This window comes from Halorubrum sp. Ib24, assembly GCF_002252745.1.
Classification (GTDB): Archaea; Halobacteriota; Halobacteria; order Halobacteriales; family Haloferacaceae; genus Halorubrum.
The window spans coordinates 33877-59975 of sequence record NZ_NHOX01000027.1 but is presented as its reverse complement, the minus strand read 5'-3'; the positions used below and the strand labels follow the sequence as shown (position 1 = coordinate 59975).

20 protein-coding genes are annotated in these 26099 nt (G+C 52.1%); 1 reads left to right on the top strand and 19 read right to left on the bottom strand.

Annotated elements, in window-relative coordinates:
* Positions 1–12 precede the first annotated feature (12 nt).
* The 11 genes from DJ82_RS06770 to DJ82_RS06730 all read right to left on the bottom strand — a co-directional run bounded on the left by DJ82_RS06770 (position 13) and on the right by DJ82_RS06730 (position 12075).
* Positions 13–957 carry a hypothetical protein gene (locus tag DJ82_RS06770; RefSeq protein ID WP_094581386.1) on the bottom strand — a complete coding sequence of 315 codons (945 nt, stop codon included), beginning with the start codon at positions 955–957 and terminating at the stop codon, positions 13–15.
* Complete coding sequence (locus DJ82_RS14500) at positions 957–1454, bottom strand: hypothetical protein (protein ID WP_143420518.1); 498 nt, start codon at positions 1452–1454, stop codon at positions 957–959. Before DJ82_RS14500 ends, DJ82_RS06770 begins: the two co-directional genes overlap by 1 nt.
* A 542-nt stretch (positions 1455–1996) precedes the next feature.
* A complete protein-coding gene (locus DJ82_RS06760; protein WP_094581384.1) occupies positions 1997–2659 on the bottom strand; it encodes a metallophosphoesterase in 663 nt (220 codons plus the stop codon).
* 30 nt (positions 2660–2689) lie between these two features.
* On the bottom strand, positions 2690–3229 hold the full coding sequence (locus tag DJ82_RS14495; protein ID WP_143420517.1) for a hypothetical protein: 540 nt from the start codon (positions 3227–3229) through the stop codon (positions 2690–2692).
* Positions 3230–3290: 61 nt separating this feature from the next.
* Positions 3291–4673, bottom strand: coding sequence for a hypothetical protein (locus tag DJ82_RS06755; protein WP_094581383.1), 1383 nt, complete (start codon positions 4671–4673; stop codon positions 3291–3293).
* Positions 4670–6919: an AAA family ATPase gene (locus DJ82_RS06750; protein ID WP_094581382.1), complete on the bottom strand. Its 2250-nt coding sequence runs from the start codon at positions 6917–6919 to the stop codon at positions 4670–4672. The genes DJ82_RS06755 and DJ82_RS06750 overlap by 4 nt, the downstream gene beginning before the upstream one ends.
* Before the next feature lie 19 nt (positions 6920–6938).
* Positions 6939–7412 (bottom strand): hypothetical protein, encoded by a 474-nt coding sequence (locus tag DJ82_RS14490; RefSeq protein ID WP_143420516.1) that lies wholly within the window; start codon positions 7410–7412, stop codon positions 6939–6941.
* On the bottom strand, positions 7412–9427 hold the full coding sequence (locus DJ82_RS06740; RefSeq protein WP_094581380.1) for an AAA family ATPase: 2016 nt from the start codon (positions 9425–9427) through the stop codon (positions 7412–7414). The genes DJ82_RS14490 and DJ82_RS06740 overlap by 1 nt, the downstream gene beginning before the upstream one ends.
* Positions 9428–9583, bottom strand: coding sequence for a hypothetical protein (locus tag DJ82_RS14960; protein ID WP_198948028.1), 156 nt, complete (start codon positions 9581–9583; stop codon positions 9428–9430).
* Positions 9584–9595: 12 nt separating this feature from the next.
* Positions 9596–11023 (bottom strand): DEAD/DEAH box helicase family protein, encoded by a 1428-nt coding sequence (locus DJ82_RS06735; protein ID WP_094581379.1) that lies wholly within the window; start codon positions 11021–11023, stop codon positions 9596–9598.
* A gap of 185 nt (positions 11024–11208) precedes the next feature.
* A complete protein-coding gene (locus DJ82_RS06730; protein WP_094581378.1) occupies positions 11209–12075 on the bottom strand; it encodes a Dam family site-specific DNA-(adenine-N6)-methyltransferase in 867 nt (288 codons plus the stop codon).
* A gap of 143 nt (positions 12076–12218) precedes the next feature.
* Here DJ82_RS06730 and DJ82_RS06725 point away from each other — a divergent pair, with 143 nt between their 5' ends.
* Positions 12219–12419 (top strand): hypothetical protein, encoded by a 201-nt coding sequence (locus DJ82_RS06725; RefSeq protein WP_094581377.1) that lies wholly within the window; start codon positions 12219–12221, stop codon positions 12417–12419.
* 8 nt (positions 12420–12427) lie between these two features.
* On the opposite strand, the gene DJ82_RS06720 is transcribed toward DJ82_RS06725, so the two are convergent.
* The 8 genes from DJ82_RS06720 to DJ82_RS14465 all read right to left on the bottom strand — a co-directional run bounded on the left by DJ82_RS06720 (position 12428) and on the right by DJ82_RS14465 (position 25487).
* Positions 12428–13972: a site-specific DNA-methyltransferase gene (locus DJ82_RS06720; RefSeq protein WP_094581376.1), complete on the bottom strand. Its 1545-nt coding sequence runs from the start codon at positions 13970–13972 to the stop codon at positions 12428–12430.
* A gap of 129 nt (positions 13973–14101) precedes the next feature.
* Complete coding sequence (locus DJ82_RS06715; protein ID WP_094581375.1) at positions 14102–17005, bottom strand: DNA methyltransferase; 2904 nt, start codon at positions 17003–17005, stop codon at positions 14102–14104.
* Between the two features lie 149 nt (positions 17006–17154).
* Complete coding sequence (locus DJ82_RS14485; RefSeq protein WP_143420515.1) at positions 17155–18174, bottom strand: homing endonuclease associated repeat-containing protein; 1020 nt, start codon at positions 18172–18174, stop codon at positions 17155–17157.
* A 390-nt stretch (positions 18175–18564) separates the two neighbouring features.
* Positions 18565–21501: a DEAD/DEAH box helicase gene (locus DJ82_RS06710; protein WP_094581374.1), complete on the bottom strand. Its 2937-nt coding sequence runs from the start codon at positions 21499–21501 to the stop codon at positions 18565–18567.
* Between the two features lie 3 nt (positions 21502–21504).
* Positions 21505–22395, bottom strand: a complete 891-nt coding sequence (locus DJ82_RS14480) for a hypothetical protein (protein WP_143420514.1) — start codon at positions 22393–22395, stop codon at positions 21505–21507.
* Positions 22392–23396, bottom strand: coding sequence for a hypothetical protein (locus tag DJ82_RS14475; protein ID WP_143420513.1), 1005 nt, complete (start codon positions 23394–23396; stop codon positions 22392–22394). Before DJ82_RS14475 ends, DJ82_RS14480 begins: the two co-directional genes overlap by 4 nt.
* Positions 23397–23714: 318 nt before the next feature.
* Positions 23715–23999 (bottom strand): hypothetical protein, encoded by a 285-nt coding sequence (locus tag DJ82_RS14470; RefSeq protein ID WP_143420512.1) that lies wholly within the window; start codon positions 23997–23999, stop codon positions 23715–23717.
* A 591-nt stretch (positions 24000–24590) separates the two neighbouring features.
* A complete protein-coding gene (locus tag DJ82_RS14465) occupies positions 24591–25487 on the bottom strand; it encodes a hypothetical protein (protein WP_143420511.1) in 897 nt (298 codons plus the stop codon).
* Positions 25488–26099 lie beyond the last annotated feature (612 nt).

The following is a 26099-nucleotide window of genomic DNA, read 5'->3' as shown; positions in this document are numbered from 1 at the left end:
CACTCGGCCCCGTCACGCCGCATCACCACCCGGACCCGACACGTCACCATCACACCCCGCCACACGCGCCTGTAGCGCCGCCACGAACTCTTGGCGTACTGACTCCCGCCACACATCATCCTTCCACTGCATCCCCGACGTCACATCCTGCGCGCGATTATACACCCGCTTGATCTCTGCGTCCGAGTACAGCGGGTTGATGACGCGCGCATCAACCATGCCCGCCCCGAAATTCCGCGCGCCACCGAGCTGCAACTCGAACTCATCACTGTGCGCATCCAAGTAATCGACCGCCTCCACGAGCAACCCAACGTACTCCGGCTTCAATTCTCGAAGGGAGAGTTTCCACGTCCCCACCAAGTTCCCGACAACATCCCGGGACGCCATGCGCAGCGGTTGCCCGTCATCCTCCGCATTCCGCGAGCGGACTTGGGTGTTCAGTTGGCGGTAGTGGGCTTCTGCTTCGCCTTGGAGCACGTCCACTTGCCGGCGGATCGGCGAAAACCCGATCGGTCTCCGGACAAGGCGACCTGCACGGTCGTTAAACCCGCCGAACAAATCGTACAGCATACAGCCGGCGTCGCCATCCACGCACGACCCTTTCTCGTGATACCCGGCATCGAGATCGCGCTCGTACACGTCCTCGAGCATGTAGTCCCCGTTCGCTGCGCCCGGATGGCACGCCGTGCCGCCAGCCGCTTGGACAACGCGCTCACACCCGTGCCGCAACCACCCTGACAGCGGGAACGGCGACACCATCCCCCCAATCTGATTCTGCGGATCATCCGCCTCATACCGATCCGCCGACGCATGATGTCTGTCTGTGACGATCCCATCGCCCGGCGCGAGCAGCGGGATTTCAAGACCCACATACACGTCCGGGAGTGTGAATTCCTCCACGTCGTCCGGCAGCGAGAACTCGTAGTCGAGGTGTTCGGTGTCGAACGTCGGCACCATCACCGCTCACCCCCATCCGCCCGCATGTGTTCCCGGACAGCCGCCAACAGTGGAGTCGGGCCATTACGGCGCTCAGCAGTCTCAGTGTACTCAGTGTTCCCGTCACGCGACGCATCACCCACCGTGCGAGCCGAGTTCGACGACGCCACACTCACCACCACCGGCGACGGCTCAATGAACACCAACCACGACGACTGCGTCGACACATCCGTACAGAGACCGACCCGGCCCGTGACGACCAGTTCATGAACACCACGCGTAAACACCGACGGGTGCTCATGCACATCCGCCCCACACATCACGTACCCAATCTCAAAAAACGGGTTGCCAGCCGCCCGGAAGGCATACGCCGTTAAATCGTCGCCTTCCCGCAGCTCACACCCGCATACCTGACACATCGCGGCCCCTTCCCCGAGCGCAATCTGTTTGTTTTTTGATATATCTTCAATTAACTGGTCACCGACAACCTCTTGATTCGGGGGATTTGAGTTTTCCATGGGTTATCACGTCCAGTGTGAAACCCAGTCCGAGTGTCCCTAGCACTCGGGCGTTTCTCGAAATTAACGCCCCGTTGGGACTGGGCTTCCACACCATCTCTTACATAGTGTAATGGTATAAACTTTTTCCATCTCTTTCATAAGAGATGGATTTCAACCCATCACCTACATAGGAGATGTATACAAATTAGGCGTCGTGCCCGGAAAAGATCGTGAGGAAGAATCTGGAAAGTATACTACGAGCTATGCCGATTCTGAATTCATAGAAGCCGTTCAGCAGCTCGAAGGAATGGCAGGTACATCAGAAATTGCCGAAGAGGTTGGTTGTACTCAGCGGACCGCATACACACGACTCAAATCACTGGAGGATCAGAATAGGATTGAGAGCCGTAAGGTAGGGAGTTCATTACTCTGGAGTCTCTCTGAGTAGTTTACCCATTACGGATATAAATTTACAGATTTCTGACAGGTCTATAGTGATATCCTGTTGATTGCCTCACGTATCATCTCGTAGTTCAGAAGACGCGTTAGGCCGATCTCAACTACTCCCCGACATACAATCTTCGAGCGTTATCGTTCGGAATTGGGGTTTTAGTGAGCTGCTGTGTGTAGCAATCGATGTCGTATACCACTCGTTTGAGTGAGACTGAAACTTTATTAAGATCTACAACTGCATAGGCTGCTCGCGGATCTCCGTCGCGTGGTTGTCCGACACTCCCGGGATTCACAATGAGCTGATTGTCGCCCACATGCTTTGCAGCCTGCTTGTGGGTGTGACCGAGTACGAGAATCGATTCTCCATCCAAGAGAGACACATCGAACGCTGACTCTTCGGTATATTGGAAGTGGCTCTCCGGATGGCCATGAACTACGCGAAGCCGATCGTCGAACAGCAGCAGTTGGTGTGGAAGCGCTTGGAGCCACTCTTTCTGCGATGGGGATAGCACTTCTGCTGCGTATTTATCGCTCTCATGGAAATACAGGTCTTCGAAGAGGGATGCATCGTGATTTCCGAGCACCGAGTGGCATTGCGCTTCCTGGATCCGCTCAACACACTCGATGGGCCATGGACCGTATCCGACGACATCGCCTGCGTTCACAATCGCATCAACCGTTGGCATATCCGCAAGCACTGCTTCAAGCGCTGGGAGGTTTGCATGGATATCGGAAATCAGGCCGACAGTGTTGATATCGGATCCCGTCATATAGAATGCCCTCCCGAGCAAGAGTGGCCGTTAGAAATTGAATTCATCATTTATTTCATCAAGGATGGAACCTTCCTCAGCCGTGTCGATGAGGTGTGTTCCGTCAGACGGTTCATTGTTGTCTAACTCTCCAGTTTCGCTTTCGTCGTGATTGCGCAGTGCATTCTCATACGTACGCTCGACAGAAATGTCTGCTACTGGTGGGTCAGCTACCGGCTCCGGACTGACGCTTTGACCGAGGTGGTGAACCTTCGTTTCTTCTGTTGTTACAAGCTGTTTTTGTAATTCACCCTCTTCTGCCTTCCATACAAGGCCTCGAATTCTATCCAGAACATACCAGTCGTCGATCCGCCAGTCAACACCTAGCGAGTGAGCTGCCCAGACATTGAGTTCGATTGCGTTCCCATTTCGGTCATATACTGTTACAACGGGCGCTTCACCGGCGAGTGGTGTCTCCCGTACTGACCCAACCCGGACTAACAGGGGTTGGTCGAGATTACCATTTGGTACTGTGGCGATGGTCCCGTTCAAGTCTCCAATATTGATGTTTTTCATCGGTTCTGATGGCATGGACTGATTCGCAGTTCCATCCGCAAAAAGAGCCCCCTTGATGATCTACCCACACAGTAACTTATGGTTGACTTGAGTTATCGCCCGACTCGATCAGTTCGCTCAGAACCGTCTTGAGACCCGAGTCAAGCTCTCCAGCTTGAAGGATCGTAATCGGTTCGTCGTGCTGATCCGCAACGGACGGCGTTTCCTGCTCGAGATCCTGGACAACGAGCAGGCCGTTCCAGCCACTCCCGAAGTATTGCGGATCAGTGTCTCCTCTTTCCCCAAAGACGAACTCCTCGTTCACACGCAAGAAGGCGAGATACTCAAGCGTCTCCTTGATTCCAGTCCGGATGGTCTCCTCCCGCGTGCTATGTTTGATTTCGGCAATGAGATATTCATACTGAAGCGGGTCGGTCTGTTTTACCTCAAGTGCTAGTACGTCAGGCCGACCAGTGTGATTCCGAAACTGTTTGTCGAAGTAGTTGCTCGCAACCGACTGCGCGGTTTGTTGGACCTGTTCTGCGCGAGTAAGCTTGCGGTCGTCAGGATCGACTTCAGTGCGGAAGGAGAGGCCACGATCATCCCCGGAATCATCGTGATACACGACGATTTCCCGATCCCCACTGAAGCGGGCAACCTCATCTCGGCCCCGTGTGATCGTTTGGAAGACGGGCGGGGTATCCTGAAGGTCTTCGAGCGTGGCGATAAAGCGGAAGAGGACGTACAGCTCGAAGAGCTTGGCCTGGTCATCAGGCGTGATTGCCGTCTCAGTCAGGAGCTGCCGAAGCTCCTCTGGGTGACCATTGTGAAGCCGCTCGCGGGCTCGAAGAAGCGCGGCAGCGTCACGATAGATTGCTTGCCGAGCGTTCGCAGCGGTCGTAAGCATGCGCTCAGTTGGTTCGTACGCGTCCGGCTCACGAATTCGTCGAACGTGGACGTTGCGGTCGACCGTGCGCTGAACGTCATCGATGAGCGACCGGTTATCGTGCCAGCGGTCGGCGACCCAGTCATACTCGGCACGGAGGTATTCATCTGTCTCCCGGAGTGTCATGTAGATAACCGAGAGCAGTTTCTTCAAGACGAGATTCTCGGGGATATCGTAATTCTCTGACCGATGTTCAGTGACGAACAGCGAGCGATCATTGGGATTCGTTGCGTACCGTGTTTTCACGGTAGCGCCCCAGTTGATGTGGCCGTCAATCCCCCCGCGTTGGGTCCGGGCAACAGAGGTGGTCTCGGTGCGGACGTTACGAATGCGTTGTGAGAGTTGTTCGACGAAGTCGATCACCCCTGGCTTGAGGAGAAAGTGGAGATCAACGAGGAGCTCGTAATCCTCGAACCGCTCATCGAGCGCTTCAAACTTGAGTGACTCCGCGAGCTCCCGATGTGGGAACCCGCCGTTCATGGCGTACGCCAAGATATCCTCGGTAAGCCCGTCGATGATCGCCTCGCTGTTCATGCATCACTCAACGTGACTTGGAGCATATCGCGGGCAGCGGCCGCGAGCATATCTCGGTCGACCGCGTCAACGTCCGCGATATGTGCGACAATCTTGGTGCGTTCTGGAACCCCCTCCAGTTGCGGGAAGATGTAGCTGATAACGGCCTCGGTGAGCGGTGTGGACAGTTCGTTCGCGGACGTGTGGCGGGCTGTGATGTACGCTAAGAGATCATACACGATGGCTGGGCCGATAGCGCGATCCTCGACCGCGTGGTTGGTGTGCGTCCAAACGCGCCCGACTGCGCGGCGTTGGGCCTCCGACGGGTCCAACCCATCCCAGGCAGCAACGTACTGGTCCATGATGTCCATGAGTGCGTCGTAACTCTGCTCATCATCGCCGTGCGGTAAGTCTGGGGCCGGCACACGGATGAACGCAAAACGCCGCATGAACGCGTAGCTCATCTCGTACAGCGAGGTTTTGTCGTACGTGTTCATAGTGGCGAAGATCCGCCACGCGTTGGGCACGGCGTACTGATGAGCCGCAGGAACTCCTTCGAGCTGGTTATTGGTGAGCAACTCAATCTCGCGGTTGTTCCGTGTATAGGGGAGTTGGACGGATTGGCCGGACAGGAGTGTGAAGAGTTGGCCGAACGCTTTGTCGATATCTGCGCGGTTCAGTTCGTCAATGATGATCGGTTCGTTCGCTTGCGTGCCGTTGGTGGTGTCTTTGAGTCGGTTCAGGATGATCCCCGGTTTGAACGCAAGATCGCCGGTCGCGTCATCAGCTCCCGTTTCTGTCGGCATGTACCCACCGACGGTGTCGAAGGTGGACCAGTCGGCTGTCGCGGTCGTCAACTCCGCGCCGGAGTAGAGATACGGATACTGGTCGGCGAGCGACTGGGCGGCGCGGTCGGCGATCTCGGTCTTTCCGGTTCCGGGTGGTCCAGTCAGAATGATGTGGTCACCGGCCTGAAGCGCTGCTTGGATCTGTTCGATGATGGTTTCACCGAGCTCATCCGGGAAGTATAGCCCATCAAGGAGTGACTCCGTGTCGAGATCTCCGGTAAACGATTTGTGGATCGCAACTGGGGGGACTTCCTTGAGATGCGCTGTGATAGCGTTCACGAGTGTACGGCCAGGTTCCGAGTCGGCCGTCGTATCGAGTGGCTCCTGGATACGGTGGCGAGGAAAGCCAGTCTCTGCGGTCTCATTGCAGATTTTGTCCGCCGTCTCGAAGGGCATTCCGTTGGCCGTCAGGGCTGTGAGATCGGCGTTTGCCTCCGTGGTGTCCTTGCTCAGGATGGATCGTGAGAACTCGATGTCCTCGATATCGCCAGTAGCGTAGAGTCGGTCGAACGTCACAAGATAAGGGAACGACTGATCTTTCGGCGAATTGGGTCGCTCATCGTACCACCAGGATTCGTCTTGGGGTTTAGTTGTTAGCGCACCGATGATGCCTGCACCGAGAATACAGCTTGCTTGTTCGTCGAGTGCCTCCCACGCTGGCTCGCTGCGAGAGTGGAAGAGCACGACGTCGCCAGGCGACAGATCCTCCCACAGTCCGTGGTCGGATTCCCCGAAGGCGAATGCAGCGTACTCGTAGGCCGTGAGCCAGTTATCCGGTGGTGCTGTCAGTTTGTAGATGCGGGCATCTGTCTCCTGAATGTGCGCCGCAAGGGGATGATCGGGATCGATACCATCTTGCTTGTAATTGCGTCCCTCTATCTCTGTTTTCTCGATCCAAATGGAAGGGTCGTCCTCATCGCCGGACTCCCTCGAATCCTCGAGTCGTGTCCGGACGACTTCCGTGACACTGTCGTGCTCCAGGAGTCCGTCGATGTACGTCTGCTTGTACTCGGGAAAGAGATTAATAACATTTCTCGTGGCGAGCGTTTTCACCGCTTCGAGATTGGCATTGGAAACTTCCGCAAATCGCTCCCAATTCTCTCGGTATATCGAATTAAACTCATCTTGGACAGTATCACAGAAGACGATCCACTCGAAGTCATAACCTGGGACTGAGTGAGGTGTCGTGTCCGCGGGAACGATCTCTCTCACTTCGAAGACTGCTCCAATTCCAGAATCGTCTGAGACGATCCGCGCCAAGACAGTATCTCCTACCCGGAAGTCATCCGGTGAGACGTCGTCTGTATCCGTGAAGCCGAATCGGGGAGTGGCGTCTTCGTCACCGGTCTTGTGACCGAGACAATCGTCCCAAACTTCTGAATCGATATTGAAAACCCAAGTGTCTGTATGGCGAGTCATGTGATAGTCTCGCTATTTGCTATTCCGCGGACGGTTTGAGGCTGCTGATTTCTCTCTCAATTTCTTCGAGTACGCCAACCCGCTCCTTCATCTCATCTTCATTGCGATGGTCTTGGATGAAGTCTACGAGGTTATCCAAATTATCACCTGGCTCATCAACGACTTCCTTCTTGATGAGGCGGGCACCACCAGCACCGTACCGGCTCAAGACATCAAATTGGTCGTGGGGATCCAGAATAACTTCCGGGTCCTCAGTCACGGCATAGGCTAAGGATGCAGCAATCACCGACAGCTGACTATCTTGGCCAATGTAGTTCCACCTGATGTAGTTATCCTCACCTGGATCTTCGACCGATCGATCTTTGGCGTACCCAACGCTTGCCGCAAAGACCAGGAATCGGACGCGGGAATCGAAGATGGGCGAGTCGCCATCAGCGAGTTCTTCGAACGCTTCGTTATTTTCGTATTTGAATGTGAGTCCACCTGAGGACATTAGTAGTCACCTCCAGTTTTTCTGACTAGGTCAGTGTGTTCATAGTTCGTGTCAGGGTCTTCTCCGGGGTCGTGGTAATCTAGATAGTACCGCTCACCAGCAACGTGCTCCATCTCACTGGCAACCTCCTCACTCCACTGAGCTTGAGTTACCATGACCACGACTTGCTGCGCCATTTCCGGAAGCATCCGGCTCACGCGCTCCTGGTACGTCGGGTCCAGCGAACCGAAGGGTGAGTCCATTATCATCGGGTAAATGCCACCCTTGAAATACGTGGCATCCTCGTCAGACTCATATCGCTCCCGGGCCAGTGAAATCAGAGTTGCGATGAAAGAGAGGCTGGCCACCTGCCGTTCCCCTTGTGATTGCGCGACTGGAATCTCCGACGTTTCGCCGACGTCTTTTAAGATCTGTAGAGTATAATTATCTGAAATCTTTGCATAGTAATTCTTCGCAATGATATCCTGGAATATTTCGTTCACACGTTCGTTGACGTTCTGACGAACCTCATTCTGATACTGCTGGAAGAGCGTTGATATTTGGCTTTGCAGGTAGGCCGCCGTCTGGGCTCGTTTTCGAGCCAGTTGTGCTTTCTCGTTCTCCTCCTTTGCTTCGGCGATCTCGTCTTCGAGTGCCTTGCGTTTGTCTTTGAGTTCCTCGATTTCCGAATTCAGGTTTCGGATTTTCTCTTCGTACTCCCCGATTTTCCCAAGAAGATTACTGCGCCTAGACTCAAGATCGGCGATACTCTCCTGTTCTTCGTCACTCAGCTGAGAGCTGATTTCGTCAAGGCGCTCCTGGACCTCCTGTTTTTTATCAGCCTTCTGCGCCCGTCTGCTCAGATGGCGTTCGATCTCTGAGTATAGCTTCTCCTGATCACCACCTAGCTCACTCAGTCGACCTACGATCGACATCGCCGTCTCTTCAATTTCTGTCGAGCCTGCGCGTTCACGCCATCCCCTCACTTCTTCGTAAGGGTCAGTACCCTTTTTTAGCGGGCGGCCACAGATACATTCATTCAGTTCAAGCAAGTCATCCACGAAATGAGTCTTGATATCAGAAGGAATCTCACCTTTCTCTCGCTTCTTTTGAAGCATTTTACCTGTCTCTTCGACCGCAGGCATCGCAAATGGTAAGAAGCCACGTTCTGAGATTTCGCGCGCAATATCGTCGTTAATGGCCTCGATGTCTGAATCGACATCCACGAGTTCCTCTTCCAACTCGTCGCGCTCTTTCTGGAGTTCTCGGCTTCCCTCGAGCTGACTCAGTCGGTCTTCAATGTCCGAAACTTCATCTTCCGTTTCGGATTTCGATTGTCGATGGCTTTCCAGCGTATCCTCTTTGGTGGTGATTTCTTGAGTGATATCCTGTTTTTCACTGATGAGGTTTGAGAGCTCTTCACTCCCCTGTTCCTGAGCAATTTGCTCATACTTTTCGACCGCGTGCTCAAGATGTCTCGTAGAGCGTTCCAAAATAGACAACCCCATAATATTTCGAATGGCTTCCTGTATCTTTTCTTGTCCATCGATAGCAGACAATTCGTCGATGGTCTCACCATCAAAGAAGAATATCTCTTTGAGGCGCTCAGGCATGATCCGATTGAGCATAGTACCCGGATTCGATCTTGTTTTCAGATTACCGTGTTCGTCGGTGAACTCTAGCCGAATCTCGCTCGACTGTTCGACAGCAGAAATGCCCTCACGTTTGCTGAATTCCTTGACACGTGTTGCTTCGTACTCAGTTCCTTCGTGTTCAAACTCAAGTGAGACACTGACCGTGACACTGTTACCAGGGTTAACTTCTGCGACGGCACGCTCAGACACGAGTTTATCAGGCTTAGGAAGAGAGATGTTATCGTAGAATAACCAGGTAAACGCGTTCAGGAGTGTCGTTTTCCCGGAGCCGTTCGATCCGTGGATAACCGTCACGTTCTGGTCCTGGTCTGTGGAGAAACGAATGGATTGTTCCCCATAGAACTGGCGGAAGTTCTGTAACTGAAGGGTTATTAATTCCATTTATTTAATTTCGTCTTCGATGATAGACTCAATATCGTCATTGATGCCGATCGGGTTTCCCATGTGTAGTTTGTCTTTCTCCGCCTCAAGGACTCGGCGCATCATCCGGGTAACTGTCTCTTCGTCAACGCCGTCTGGAAGGTCCTGACTACTCATTATAAGGAACCATCACACATCAAGTAGGTTAAAATCTTTCTTTAACTGACGTATGGATCCGGTGGAGGTCGGAATGCCTGGGATAGATGCGTCCGGGTGATTACGAGCTGATGCAGCAAAGGTACTCACACGCTGGAGTTCTTTCTGAACGAGGTTTCGCTCAAGAGAAAAGAGCGAATCTTCACCTGACTTCCGGACCTCAGTCGGAGGCGCAACGACGAAGTCATGAATTATCGCGTGGTCCTTATCTGCGTGAGTCCGAAGTATCCGTCCACGGCGTTGGATAAATTGACGTGGATTAGACGAACTTGCGAGAATAAACGCCGTCTGTGTCGCTGGTACGTCGACTCCCTCATCAAGACACCGTATGGCGACGAGAGCTTGTAAAACACCAGTCTCAAACTCATTTAACAGACGTTCACGCTCCTTCTGGTCCTCTTCATACGTGAACTGGTGGATTTTGAGTCCCAGCTCATTCCCCATGAGCTCAGTGATCGCTTCCAGTTGCCGTCTCGTTTCTTCGCCCTCTTCTCCAACATTCCCATCACCACTGTAGATGAGTGTATGGTGTAAATCTTCGAGGCCAGTCTCAATGAGTAACTCTCTGAGCTCTGGGATCTTATTGGCCGCAGAACCAACCAGTCTCGCACGTTTGAACAGTAGCTGCTTGAGTGTTTCATCTGCTTGCGAATCCGCGTCACCGATATCACCGCTCACAGCTGCCATCCGCTTGCCTATCGATCGTGAAAGCGCGAGGTACTCTTCCTGTTCTTCCTCAGTCAGCTCGATGATGTGAGGTATGTAGTAGTATTCAGCGAGATAGCCGTTTTTGATAGCTTCCTCAAGTCCATACTCGAATACAACTCCGTTCGAAAAGTAACTCGTTAGTGCCTCTGTCCCTTCCTCATCATACCACCGCTGTGGGGTTGCAGATAACCCTAGTCGAGCCCGAATATTTTGGGGGAGCGACGATCGAAGGTGTGGGGCACCCATATGATGGACTTCATCTACGATGAGCATCGTGCGAACCCCGTTGAGACGGCCGATGAGATCCTGGAAGTGGTCACTAGAGAATGTTTTATGCGTCGTTATGACGGCGAGTGTATCTCTGACACCAGAGTTATATTCAGTGATTTGGCTAGCCAACGAATCTGTCCAGCGGGTTCGTGATTGATACGCGAGGATAGGTGAGGCACCGAAATCATTCATATCGGACTTCCACTGGTCCACTAAATGTTGGTACGGGGCAGCAACGATGAGAGCTAATGAGTCGTCTTGGAGTGACGCAAGCTGGGATGCTGCCAATAGCGAAGTGACGGTTTTGCCTGTTCCCGTCGCCATATTCAAGATTCCCTGTCCTGAGCTATTTGCCCATGCTTGTACGGCTTTATCCTGATATTCACGCGGTTCGAGCCAATCTGGTTTGGACAATGCTGCCATTCGATTGAGAGTTAATGAGTCATATTGATACTTATAGTGTAGTGTGCTCTCCTCGTCTTGTCCCGTATGTCACCGAAATGTCCCAATTCGCCTTATCATAATGTGTTCAGCATGCCGGACTTTCATCTAACTAAAATACACAAATCTATTGAAATATGAGTAGGATAGGACTTATTCAGATTGTATTATATATAATTCTGAATGTTTTGCTGTTGTTGTTGTTCCGGAGGAACGTTGGTAATAATAACCTCAGCGACATCGCCGCGATTGTTTGCATCGCTGTTAATCATTCTAGCAGCACTGACGTAACTAACGGTAAAATCCGGGATATCATCATACAGTTCCCATACTGGTGGGGAGTTCGATATTACAACATGGACATCATCTTTGTCCAGTCTGACTGCAAGATCTCGAAGCCGCTCTTGATCGGATTTACTGAAGCCATCTGATTGGTATTGAGTGAAGTCAGCGGTTTTTGAGACCGGTTCGTATGGAGGGTCAAAATAAACGAGATCTTTTGATGTAGCACGTTCAGCAATATATGTAAAATCATCATTGTAGATGTTAATGTTATCAAGAATAGCACTTGCAGCACGGATTTGTTGTTTCCGGATAAAATCCGGGTTGCTGTGCTCCCCAAACGGTACATTGAATCCCCCAGACTGGTTTTCTCTGTAGAGTCCGTTATATCCGGTGCGATTGAGATACAGCATAAGACTGGCTTCTTCAACTTCCTGGTCTACAGACCGCTCATCAAGAGCATGTAACTCATTGAATCGGTCTCGGGCATCGTAATAATAGTCCTCTTCATACAAGTGGCGCTGGTTCTCTTCGATAAGTCGCTCTGGATGATCCCGAATAATTCTGTAAAATGTGATGAGACGACGGTTTAGATCGTTTATTGATCCGGTTGTCGGTTCTAATTCGAAGAAGACAGCGCCACCGCCGATAAATGGTTCATGATATTGGTCGTATTTAATCGGGAAACGAGAACGAAGATCGGAGAGGAGTTGTCGTTTTCCACCTACCCATTTGAGAATCGGTTCTGCCATTCACTCAAATCTACTCTCCGTACCGAATAAATCCAAGGTTCTCCTGATTGCTACGGGCAGTACTACTACCGGCACGCCTGAGAGGGATGACTGTTTGAATACCCCGCTACTCTTTTGCGGATGCTCACGTATCTTAACGCAATATGAGCGAATCAACGTACGATACGATGGATATGTACGAAGAAAAAGCGATGATGCTGGTTGAACAGTTGATTGAGAAGGGTATCGTCGAGATGCCACCCGACGAGCCAATCTTGGTACATGTGCCAACAGGAGCTCAATTTAGTTCAGCGCAGAATCTAGCATATTACCATTCTGGGTGGAAAGCAGGAACTGCTAAGTAACAGCCGTGTTAATCGAACGATTCCAAACCTGCTTGGTGGCCCGCTTGCTCTTGTCCCCGATCTTCCATGGGGTTCTCGACTTGAATATTGAGGTTCGAGACGAGTGGAGGGCGTGTTTTTGACCAATACTGTAACCAGTCGTTACTAGCGACGCAGTCGATCCAGTCTTCGATTTCCATGCTGGATTCGGCCCAGTTGTGTTTGCCTTGGTAGAGGTACACCTTCTCATTAAGGAGTGTGGGTGGATCAGTACGTAGTGTATCCAGATATTCGTTGACCGTACTGAACGTAGGATCAAAATCAACGCCATAGTAGTCGCCAGATCCCTTGTCTTCTGAAAGCATTCCCTCTATTGCAGCGTCCATTGATACGTCATTGAAATCCTCTGCCGATTCGCAGACAAACACAAGGCTGGCTGCTGGATCTGCGTCCTGATCAAACTGAGTGGGGTCGCTGGTAGTTTGAATAAATTCGATCTGGCCGTCACGGAGGCTGTTTCTATCGGTTGTGATCAGTTCCTTGTAGAGTTCATAGGCATACTTGTGCACGCGTAGCGTGTAGATCTGCTCTTGCAGGAGTGCTTGCTCGTCTTGGAGCGTTGATTGGACACTACCAACTTCGCGCAGTGCAGTGGGGCGGACATGATCCTCGTAGTAGTCGATGTACTCACTATTGAGTTCGAATCCGAGTGGTTTCCGGCCAAGTGCCTCTGCGATAGCGAGGGTTGTGCCAATCCCAGCGAAGGGATCGAAGACAACGTCACCAGGATCAGAGGCGAGGTGGACAATTCGTCGAACAAGTCCCTCAGGGAACGGGCTCGGATGGTAGCTGACTTTCGGTCCCCACTGGCCCTGTTTCGGGATCGGGAATTCCCAGACGTTGCTCGGAACAATCCCTTTTGGGCTGTATCGTTCTGGGTAGTTCACCCACCACTTTTTGAATTCGTCGGGATCAGTAATGCGGATTGCGTCTTTGTTGTATGTGAACTCATCTGTTTTCGAGTACATGGTAATGTGCTCGTAGACGTTCCGCAACCTGCCTTTCTGATGCCACGGACGCGTACGAAGTTTGTCCCAGATGATGTTATCCTCCATACGCCAAGACTCAGGTAATGGGTCGTGCAGTTCACCACACGTTTGACATACGAGCGTCCCGTTACCGCGGTTCCGTTGAAGATGACCGCTACAGTCTGGTTCAAGACACGTTTTATGATTTTGGAGATTTTCGAGTTCGTCAGCGATATCGAACGGTAACCGTACGACTCGACCATTAGTTTTGTACGTGTCTGTGATTATCCACAGTGTACAGTCGTCAGCGGCAATCTCGTAACACTGCTTGTATATTGACCTGATGTCGTCAAGGAATGATTCGTAGTTTTGCTGACCGACCTGTTCATCGTGATCTCCGTAGTCAATCAAATCTGCGTACGGCGGGGAGGTAATTATCGTATCGACAAGGCCATTGACATCCTCAAATTCGGCTTCCAGGCGTGATTTCAGCTCCCGTGAGTCATGCTGATAGATGCGAAAACGAGAGTCTGGCTCGTCGGTCATTTACTCGTCAGTGAGGATGGCAGGACCACTGATAAATGAGTTGGTACTCTGTTCTTGAATCCCTAAGGTGACGCTGTCTTCTGATAGAGGATGCGAAAACTATGAGACTGCATTCAAACTCTTCCCTGGCTACTCCGATTTAATCACCGACTCGATTGATTTACCGGATGGCTGGGTGAGCTGGAACTCGTGGTTGCCGGACAACGGTCGAGAAATAGTATCCATCGAGTGTTTGGGATGGTTTACTTCGAGACCGAGGTTGGTAACAATCGGTGGAGTTTCATCGTCGGTATATTGTTGCGTCCACTCTGCACTGTTCTGTGTCATCGATTGCCACTCTGAGAAAGTGGTTGTCTCCGTGTACACGTAGTGCCGCCCGTCTTCGTACACAAACAAGTCATCTGGCAGGTGTGTGTATGTACCGTCTGCGACTTCAGTCGTGAATTCGTCGGTCGTTAGTACAATAGGGCGGGCTTTCACGCCAAACCCGGAGCAAGGTCGCATTGTTGCAACTTCTTCAGCAGTCTCATGATACGTAAGCGCATCACGAGCTGTTGTTTCTTCATCGACAATTAACACGATATCGACTTTCCCGTGCGTGTCAGGTGCAACGGATTGATATCCGAGTTCTCGACTTACTAAAAAGACCGTATGCACATCGAGTTGAGCTGGACTGGAAAGTCCGAGTTCCCCGGCGAGTGTCCGAACCAAATCGCGTGCATACTTCGTCTGACGTAACCCGCAAATTAGTCGATCTAAGTCCTCCTGTGTGGCAGTTGGCTCTACTTTCTCTTGTGTCTCGAGATGCTCTCGAAGCTCTGGATACGCGTTACAGTATTTTTCATTGAGCTCTATTCCAATTCCGTTTCGCTCCATGACCTCGGCCTGTGCGATGGTGACACCCGACCCAGCAAACGGGTCCAACACCACGTCACCTGGATCCGTTGACAGTGTTAGCATTCGCTCAACAAGTGTAGGTGGGAACGCGGCCGGATGGTCGAACACGTCTACATCACCGGTAAAGGAACCGCGTGTCGGTGGTTCAAACTCCCATATATTCTCGGGGAGCTTGCCACGCGGATGATACCGCTCGGGGAAGTCTGCCCACCATTGTTTGAAATCGTCTGGATGCGATTCGCGGATTCGGTCCATCTTCAAATCGAAATCGGGATTTTTGCTAAAACAAAGAATGTATTCGAACACATTCCGGAGCCGCCCTTGCTTAGTGTACGGGAGTGCCTTGTTTTTGTTCCAGACGACGATATCTTGTAGGATCCACGAATCGTTATTCTGTATAGAATGACCGCAATGCGGACAATTTGCTTTGCGACCCTCCACCATGTCCACACCCCGTAAGAGGGTACTCTCACAGCTTGGACATTCTATACCGTGATCGAGGTTTTGACAGACTCTGGCGATATCAAACGGGAGCTGAACGATTTCTCGATTCCGCCGAAATGTGTTGACAACGATCCACAGCGATCCGTCCTGTTTCGTTAGTTTATATACATCGTCGAACACCTCCCGGAGTTCATTGAGGTACTCCACATACGAGCCGTGCTGACCTACTTCGTCGTCGTCATCTGAGCCATACTCTTTCAGATCGTAGTATGGTGGTGACGTGACAGTCGTATCGAGGAGTTGTTCGTCACTCTCTGTCGTATCTTCTTGGTAGGAACGGAGCTCAGAGACAGCACTCCGTGCATCCGCATTATGGAGCCCGAATACGTTTGAATCGCTGTCAATTGTTGTAGACTGACTGCGGATTTTAGTTGTCTCATCTTCCTCTTGTGTCGTATCTTCTCCGGATGCCCCGCCGGTTGAAATCCGTTTCCCGTACTCACGCCCTTCAGGAAGGAATTCTTCGGTAGACAGCTCAGATTGAACCTCTCTCCATAATTCGCTGTTCGTATCTAGCCGAGTTTTTTTATTATCTGTTGGCACCTCGTCAGTGTCGCCTATCGGTATAATTTGGAGTGTCCCTCCAAAGTAATTATACTGGTTATTGCGTGTGAGATCAAACACGTCCTCAAATACGGAAGTCATCAAGACCCGACCATTTGCATAAATATCGATACCCTGTCTGTTCTGACTTGGGCGGTATCTATACCGGAATTTTCCGCTTTGTGTGAGTAAGTTCGGACACTTGTCTTTAGCACGGTCTGTCATCGCGTCAATATCCAGTGTCCCGGACTCGTACTCTACTCTGTATTGCTCGCCCCTCGGGGTTGTAACCTCAAATTCGTGACTCTTCTTTTGTGTCTCATCAGAGTATATTGGCCAGATCGGAACTACATCGAAACACTCTCGCTCATTTGTTTTGAGGTCGTGATAGCTCACTACAATTCGATTGTCCTCACGTGCGGACAGTAACCGCCGAAAGAGGGTGCCTAGTCGCTCACGGACGTATTGGACTTTCTTGTCGAGTGAGTCTGCTGACGGCCAAACATCATTATCAAATTGGGCCCTGGCACAAGTAGCATGAACACGTGTCCCGTGATCTGCTTGATTTAGTTCAGAAATATTGTCAGGAACTCCGATTTCCCAATCGTTGTCACTCCCACTGGAAATGGGAAGATCGCCCGTAATGGGTCCATCAACACGCAAACAGTCGCTCGTATTCGTCTGTGTTACGAGGGTAAATTGATTTGTATCATTTTGAAGCTCACGCTGTTTGAGAGACTCCTCAAACCATGCGAGGCTGGCTTTGAGACCCCATCCAACATTATTTAGAATCCCATCTGAAATCTCTTTATTTCCGGTTCGAAATACATGGTTTTGGAGCTGCTCACGAGTAATCCCTGGCCCATTATCTGATATATAGGTCGTGACTGTATCTTCGCCACGCACAAACGTCAGCGAGATTGTCACCTGTTCATCTGGATTCTCAAAGTATGACTCCTCATCGACAGATGCCGCAACTGAATTATCGATGAGTTCCTGTAACGCGTCTAAATATGTCTCGTGTTGCTTTGCCATTCCTGAGGCAAGCATTTCCAGCTCAACAGCTGATTCACATGTCTCACTACTCATGAATCGGAGCACACCTGCTGAAACGAATGTTAGATACCATTCTACGTTCTTGTCGACACCTCTATCTGAGAGATCTTTAATCTATATGATTACAGTCGCTCGCTCTATGTTATCAACACTTTAGTCCTCATATAGAAGATACTAATCAGTTAGATAGGGTCGTCATCGTCACTCGATAACAGCATATCCTCTAGTGTTTCTTCAATCACGCTATGCATTGAATCTTGTTCCTCAGTATCTCCGTCGTCATCGTCTTCGGGAATCCTGCCATCTGTATTCCTATTATCTGTACTGTCGGCTGTTCCACTATCTTGGACGCTAGGCCGCTCTGATGGGTCCAAACCAGCGGCCTCGAGTGCATCACTCCATGATCCAAATCGCAACGTAGCCAATCCCGGGGAAAAATCGACGTGCTTCCCGGTCTCTGTGGTGGTCGGCGCGTGCCCCAATTTCTCAGCGACAAGCCGGATCCCATCCAGAATTTCGACGTTCGTATTTGACCGGGCGCTCCAATCCGGCATCTCAGCGGGGTCAAATCCCGCGGATTCAAGTGCAGCATCCCACGACCCGAACGACGCCCGGTATTCGTCCGCTGGATACTTGCCGTACCCTACGACCAGTTCCTTAGTGGGTGGCTCATTAATGATGTCGGCAAATAACCGAATCTCGCTTAGCATCTCTGACTCATCGATTTCTGCCGATCCGTCGAAACTTGGCCGGTCTACATCTGAAATGAAAGCATTGGTCTTGACCGATTTTCCTTCGGGCGCATCTGCTTCATCGATTTCGTCAGATTCTCTGAGTTCGGCGTCTGCCTCATCAATTCCCTGCGTTACCGCAGGATCGGATGTAGACTGCGACGCCGACTTCGTCTTCGGGTTGGATTCGATGTCGTCCGCCTCCTCAACCGGTTCAGTAGCTTCCTCGCCGTGAAAATCCTGTATCGTCACATCATCCGGAAGAATCCCAGCCGCTTGACACGCGTTGAACAAGTTGCCAAACTCCTCTTGGTATCGCTGATACGGATACTCGCCGCGCTCGTTGATCTGGTCCGAATTTGGTAAATGACCCAGCTCCTGCGTGAGTTTGACCAGGGAGATCACCAAATCTCGTCGCTGTAGGTCCGGTGCTGTTTCTTCCGTGTCTGGGCTGTCCTCGGACTCGTTCACGTCTTGGTAAATATTCTGGTGGTGTTGGGTAAACTCCTCCGCTCTGTCTAACGCTTGGATGTACCCATTACTGTACCGTCAACATTGTTGTTTAAACTGCGATCTCAAGTAGTAACGGAGCTCGCTATCTTTAACTAATTCTCGCCGATCTCGGTAGACCACAGTCACTTTCCTCGGCTTATTCGCATATCTGGGCTTATTGAAACGCTCTTCACGTCTATAGATTATTCGAAGATATAGCTAATGAGTAGGTGAGTATCTCACTGTCTGGTCAACTGCGGCTGTTAGCTCAATAGCGCTCCCAGCCGAGCAGAGACTTGATCTGCCCGTAAATAACCATTCTTGACTTAGGAATAATAGTCCGATGTACAATCTGTGCTTCGTGGGACGTCAGAACAGGTCATCATAATTCGCTGGATCATCCACCAGTGGATTCTTTTCATCGTTGTCGTCATCCCCTGAGTTGTCTTTAGCCTGTCCAAGCGCGTCTGGCCCATCGACGGTTCGTAAGAATACAGGCCCATTCTGAAGCACGGTGATCAAATGGTTATGACGATTTACAATAAGGGTGCCTCCACCCTTCTCTTGAAGCATAAAATCGATAGTCTGTTTGAACCCGCTCACATCGAGATATTTCCGGTCGTTGCCTCGTTTCTCGAACAGCTCTCCCTGGCTTGAGACGCTCACTTTACGAACCGGCTCACGTGGGCCATCGTACTGGTCACCCATCTCAAGTTCGTCCGGGTCTGGAACGGTCTCTGGTTCCGGGCGGGGCGGATACTCTTCGGGCGTTGCATCTCGGATTCGTCCCGAAACGTAGCCCTCGTCCGGGTCTGACTCCCAAACCTTCTGCTCGACGTGCGCGCTGGCCAGCTCTGTCTCCCAGTCGTATTCCTTGAATATCCGCTCGTCGATCGTATCCCTAGCATAGAGAACATAGAGTGTGGATTGCTCGTCAGGGTTATCACCGGTTCGTAGGATCCGGCCTAATGTTTGGATCCGCTGGCGAATGCTACTGCTTGAAACCCGGACGATCCCAACGTCTGCACTGGGAACGTCGACCCCTTCGACCAGCGCCTTCACACTCAACATCACGTCTGCCATGCCGTCTTGTCTGAACCACTCCATCGCAATGTCATTCCAAATGTCTCGGGAGTGGCCAGAGTGATACATCACAGGCCAGTAGTCAGGGTCAGCGAATAGCGCCTCTATCTCCTCGTCAGCGTCTTTCAGCCCCTCGAACTCCTCATATAACTGTGTTCGGTAGTTCTCTGCATCCTCAGCCAGCTCTCCCGTGCGTGGATTCACACCGCGCTGCTCAAGCGGAGCGATCAACTGCTCCAGTTGCTCAATACGCTCCTGAAAGACGATCGTCTTATCGTCATCTTCGACGGCATTCCGCAGCAACCGGAGTGTAATCGCCTGCCTGGCAGCGGCGTTGTCAACGAGATCACGCCGATCTTGCGTGTATTCGAAGTAGTCTGTTATTGCGGGTGTCGGTCCCTCGACCTCCTTCCGGAGCATCTGCAGCTTCTGGGAAAATCCACCCGGCAATTCGTACAGTCGGTGTTCATACCGCTGCTGAATGTCTTTCACCGCCGCAGAGACCTTCTCTGAGAGGCGTTTGTACTGGTTCCGCTCCTGCGGGGCGAGGTCAAATCCGATGTATTTGATTGAAAATTCCGGGATGAGATCTCGTTGAATCCCCTCATCGTAGGTCAGTTCGTAGTAGATGTCACCCAGTTCATTTAGCAACAGCTCGTCGTCAGCAGTGCGCTCGCTTTCTCCGCGAGAAACTGCTGTTGCCGACAGCCCTAGTGAGGCTGAACGTGGGTAATCGAACACGTTAGAGAACTTGTCGCCGGTATAGCGATGGCACTCGTCTGCGATGAGTAGGTGCTCCGGTGTCCCTGCCTCCTGGAGAATCGTCTTGAGGTAGTCGTTCTGGACGGCACTGTTGACGATACTTACCAGAACACGACAGTCATCGAAGTCGTCCTTGTTGCCGGCTCCCGCCCACCCCACGTCATTAACAGGGACATTCAATGTGGACACGAGCTCGACCAACCACTGCTGCATGAGCACTTTCGTTGGAACGATGACGGTGGCTACCCGATCAGAATCACCAGCGAGCCACTTTCTGAGGACGTCCAATGCCATGACGGTCTTGCCCGCTCCAGTGACTACCTGAGCAATCCCCTGTTTTCGTTGGTACTCTCCCTCAGAGGCAAACCACGCAGTAGAGGCTTCAGATTGCCAATCGTACAGCTCGAATGACTCCGAGAAAGCGTAGTCCGGCCGGGTATTGTCTTCGAGTAACTGAAGATCGGCTCGTGAGACTCCTGATCCAGCCGCAACCCGGACCCGTCGTGCCTCCGTTTCCGTTTCTGCCTCCACAATTCGTTCCAACACGCTCGTAGACAGACCGCTTAGCGAGTCATCCTCGAAACTCTCGAACCGAGCCCGTACCTCGTCACGGAGAGACTTCCGTCTCGATCTGAATTCTCGATACTTGTCCCTGCGCCTGAGTTCACTCCCAGTCTCTCCCTTGCGCGTTTCCTGTTTTAGATAATCCTGCCAGAACGTCTCGTGCCAGTTATTTCGTTTCTGCCATCCTCCTGCCTCGCGGTACATGTAGTATTTCACGAGATCCCGCTTGGCGTCTCTATCGGGTGGTTCAACCATCGGCCCTTCACGTCGGAGCCGGCTCTCCAAGGTGCGAAATATATCGGTATCTCGCAGTCGGCGCTTGTACCGATCAACCATGTCTTCGCTGGTTGTCTCTAGTTCATCGCTCGTCGACTCAAGCACACCCATCAATTGGAGCAGTTCTGGATACCCGCGGAGCCCGGCATCGTTGAACTCGTATCCTTCATTTTCAGACAGCCGACGTTGAATTTCGTTCTTGTTGAGACTACCCTCAGCGTCCGCAACTGTCCGAAGTACGCGATCCAGCCCCTCGATACCCTCTGGTCGCTTTCCCATTGCGACCCACCGGCGCTTGAGACACTTCCAGACACACTCAGAGAGTGGGAGATTACCGTCAAGCAACTCGTCGGCGAACGGTGACGGGTGAAGAATTGTCTCGTCGCCAGAGGTATCGCGTGACAGGGCCCCAACCTGGACATAGGCACCGACGATTCGCTTGATATAGGACTCTGTATACCGTTCGCCGGTATCTGGCTTCACAATCTGAGACTGACATTGCTTTACGAACGCCGGCCGTGCGACTGGCGAATCTTGCTCGAACGCCGTCTGGACGATCGTCCGATATCGCTGTCTGTCGGCCTTGAGCCCGAATATCGCCGGCGGAAATCGACGACCCATCGGTCAGTATCCTCCAGCCTCTTCACGACTCGCATCGACGTAATACCCTTCATCAGTCACCACAGGCTTCGGAACCGTCCCATCATCGAATTCGGAGAGGTGGCCAATGTATAGAGGAAGATGGCCTTTAGATGGATCGCCATCTCCTGTGACTTTTAGACGTCGTTCAACGAGCCGCTTAGCCGCTCGTTTGCCATTACTGTTTGCGTGTCTCCGCCATTCATCGTAGACCTGTTTAACCATTTCAGCCTCACCCGGCGGCACTTCCTCCCGAGGAACATTCACGTAGACGTGCCCGTGTTCGTTGATGTACAGCCGACCTGCGATCCTTCGATACTTGGCGTACTTATTGATCAGGTCCCGGTGTTCAAACGCTGAATAAAATCGGTGATTCTGCCACGTCCATATGAGCCGATCATCATTGCTGACGCTCCACCGTTCACCGTGGTTGAAACTGAACCCGCTCCAGACCCAAAGATCCCGATCAGGTAACGACGGGTTGTTCTCGATATCGAAGTCGAGATCGCCCTCTAATTTGCCGAGATAGACTGGGATCCACCCACTACTGACGGGTGCTTGGTGACTGTATCTGTACTCATCCGCGTTGATTTTGGTGAGAACCTCTCGATCTGCAGTGATACGGATGCTGCCTCTCCCACTACCCCGTGACTTTCCTAAGGATTGTAACCGATCAAGTAACCCACTCGGTGGGTTGACGTGAACGACCAAGTCATTGTATTTCCACTCAACCACTGTACCGTGATTCCGCGAGTCAACGATACTGTACTGTGACCCCCGATATGGACCGGGATATGGCTGTCCGGGTTCTATACTCACGTCCTTGTCACCGGCGATAGGGACCGAGATTGTCTTATCAGCCAGCTGGGCGCTCATGCTGAATCCTGTCGACTCGGACTCTGGCCGTCCATATCCTCCACATCCTCCATAATCCAATCAACAGGGTCGTCATCGAGTTCGGGAGGCTTCTCATCCTCTCCTTGTTTAGGATTTTTTTCATTCCCGCCGCCTCCTGCCCCCGACGTATTCCCTTCTTTGGTCGAGTCTCCAGAATCTGTGTCTTTACTGACTTTGTGAGCGCTGGTCGATCGGGTCTCTGTTCGACCGAGGTTCTGTGCCCAGCTGTTGAGTGACTCTTCTTCCTCAGCTGAGAGTCTGTCTGTGAGTGACGGAGGATCGTTCACCTCTATCTGGTAGTCGTCAAGTGAGCCGATATACACGGGCAACATCTCCACGTCACGGTCTTTGCGGAGCTTGATTATATTGCGGACGACCCGCGGAAGCTCATTGAATTGCTCCTCGACCTTCTCTGGCGTGGGATGCAGTGGAATGAGTGTGATAACGTCTCCCCAGGGGAGTACTCTGAAGGACCCGCCATCCCGTTTGTAGCGTTGAAGACTTTGTTCGATATCGGTCGGAAGTCCGTTGGGAACGGGGTGGCGTTTATGTGATTGCCCACTGTGCCACCAGAATCGATCGCCAACGAACGAGTATCGACTGCCGTCGTAGACACTCGGCCACAGATCACCTGGCTCCAATCCATCTGGCTGGAGATCGACGCTAAACTCCTCTGCGCCGTCCGGCACTAATTCGCCGTCAAGTTCGTCGATCCTTCCGAGATAAATTTGCTCGTACTCGTCACCGTTTTCGACCCTGGTTAATACGTCACCCGTCTCTGTGACGTGGAACCGGCCCCCGATCCGTTTGTGGTCTAGCAATCGATCCACTATCTCTTCCGGCGAAGGATTTAGATGTAGCCGGTCTGTCCCCTGATAGAGTTGCCACCAAACCTCTCCGCTTGGACTTGCCTGCAGCGATAGCCCCCGATAATGATGCGGCCACTCGTCGCCAACAGACAAGTCATCCTGGCTTGGCATGAATTTAAGCTTGAGTCACGGCTGATTTAGTCGTTACGCTAAAATTATCAGAGATTGTATGTTACGACGCTGACTCGCGGTTTGGGCACGCTTCGCCTTCCAGTGGGTGTGTGCCCACGGATCAAACCTGCGAGAGTATGGACATCCCTGAGTGGTCGATGTTGGTGGCTCTACACGAAATCCCGGGCCCGACGGGAACCGACTAGGATAACTCGCATCAGCCTCAAACTCCCCTGCGAGAAGGCCGGGCGATTCCAAGAAAAGAGAGGTTCTTTAGAGGGAAGTATCAGATAACTGCGAGTGAGTCGTAGAGTTAATTTACTCCCACACGTTTTCGTACTCACAGACGGCTTGGAAGTAGCTTGGTTCATCAACGACTGGCCGAGGGATAAGGCCGTCATCGAAGTCGCTAAGCTGCCCGAGGTGAATCGGGAAATGACCGGTAGAGGGATCATCCTCGCGGCTCGTGGCAACAAGCCGTCGATTGACGAGGCGGAGAGTGGCAGTGTCACCTTCTTCTTCGGCGGTTTCCTTCCACTCTCTAATTGCGTTCCCGACCGCGGTTTGTTTTCCTGGTGAGATACCGTTTTTCGGGATGTTCACCCAGACGTGGGCGTTTTAGTGATATAACAGTCGCCGGCTGTCTCTCGGTACGTTTCGTATTTGCTTACGGTTCGGGTGGTCGAAATGCTGATTCGACCGTAATCTCTCCATTTCCAAATAGGTCCGTCTTGGCTGCGCTCCCAGCGTTCCCCTGGTGAACGGAATCCCTTCACACCTTGACACTGTTTTTCGCAGCGGAGTTGTTTGGGTCTGAGTCGCTTCGTCGAATCGAGGTGCCGGTGAGTTTCCCGACGTACACGGGTTCCACTCCGTTGTTGATGGGGGCTTCGTCCACGTGTTCGTAATCTCGGCTTTTTTTTTGATTTTCGTGAGACTTCGTTGTCAGCGGTAACCCTGAAACCCGTACCCGCCGGTTTTCCCGAGGAGAACGAGTGCACGGGTAGCCAGTCCGGTGGTTTGTGTAAATGTAGAATCTCGTTGTTCCCACTGAGTACGGCATAAGCAATAATCATCAGTCAGAGACGAGACTGTATTTCGACCCTCGTAGAGAGGCATGGTTTCCCTGGTTTTGAGCGTGACCGTTGTTGATTTTGCGTGGTACGGCTCGTCGTTCTTCGGTTAGTCTTGTCTTCATTGTGAGTCCTCCGTATATTCAACACTTACCACGTCTAGCGCATCTGCAAGCGAACCGAACTCTTGCTCGTAGTATTCAACTGGATATGAACCATGCCGTTGCACATCGTTTCGAGACATTCGCTCACCGCCGTCCTGTTTTGCGTCTATGAGGTCAAACAACAGCTCTTCCCGATCGATATCATTAGCAGGGGTTGGATTTGCCGTCGATTCGCTCGGTGTGTCGGCTGTCTCACTTTCTTCTCCATTCTCTTGCGATTTCTTCTTGTCATTATCAGATGTGTCCGACTGATGGCTTCCACTCTTGATGTCATCAACAAATTTGTCGAACACGTCGTAATCGCCGTCTTCATTCGGATCCGCATACAGCGTCCCGGTTTCACCCGACGAGGATTGTATACCGCCAAGCGGGTCGCCTTGGGTGGTCGAACGATCACGACCGGCTTCCTGGCGTTTGTGGTTCGCCTCTGATTGGTCGGCGCTAGAGACTGTGCTCTCTTCTTCAGCGGGCGTCCGGAGGGAGTCAATGTCGAATGCCCTGCTGATCTCAAGCGGATCGACTACCCTCCGTGGGTCCGGAATCGGTGGAAGTTCAACAAGGTCTGTTAATGGCCCGTCGTGTGTTTCACCGTCTTCGAGGAGTGTGCCAACGGCGTCCATCGGAATTCTGGCTCGACGGAACCATTCCTCGACGTGCCCGGCATCGAAACAGTGGATGTCGTGTTCGTAAGCAGCGGCGAGGGCCCTGTCGGTGAAGGCTTGGTTGGTGACAATTGCGAGTTCGGATGGATTTCTGCCGTCTTCTAGACCAACCTGGCCATTGCGTAAGGCGTCGATATGGGTTGTGTCAACAGCCCCTGACGGGGTTGAGACAATACGCAACGCGACAGTCATGTGCTGTCGATTCCACACGAGATCGGTTTCGGCCTGTGAGGTCTCAGGCGGACGTACCGTGTTCCCATCGAACTGTTCGAGCGCAACCCCGATGAGTCGAGCAGCTTCGCGGTTCGAGACGTATTCCAGATCGTAAACTGCGAGTTGTTTCGTTACGTCTTCACGAGGCTCTGCGTCCGTTGCTTCGGGTTGTGACAGGTCAATCGATGCCCCTGAGGTGTCCTCGGAAACTGACGTGCTATCGACGATGCGCTCGACGCGCTACAACGGGATGTCGTTGAACTCCCGTTCTGCGAGATATTCAGCAATACGGCTCGGTTCGATGTTGCTCGCTACGCCGTTTGCGACGGTGGCACGAACACTCTCCGGGTCGTACCAAGAGACAGACTCTTGCGTGTCACTCATAGTCGCCCCCCGGAGAGCCGGGCAAGCAGCCCTGTCCGATACTGTTCAATAATCTCTCCTGTATCGCGTTCAAGCACGATGAGCTCATTCGACCGCATGAGCCGCTTCCCGTGAACGACGACGTACGACGAATTAATGCTGATCTGCATCGAGCGGAAGCTAAGTGAATCCGGAAGTTTGGCCTCAACCTTCGGTTGAAGTGACTCA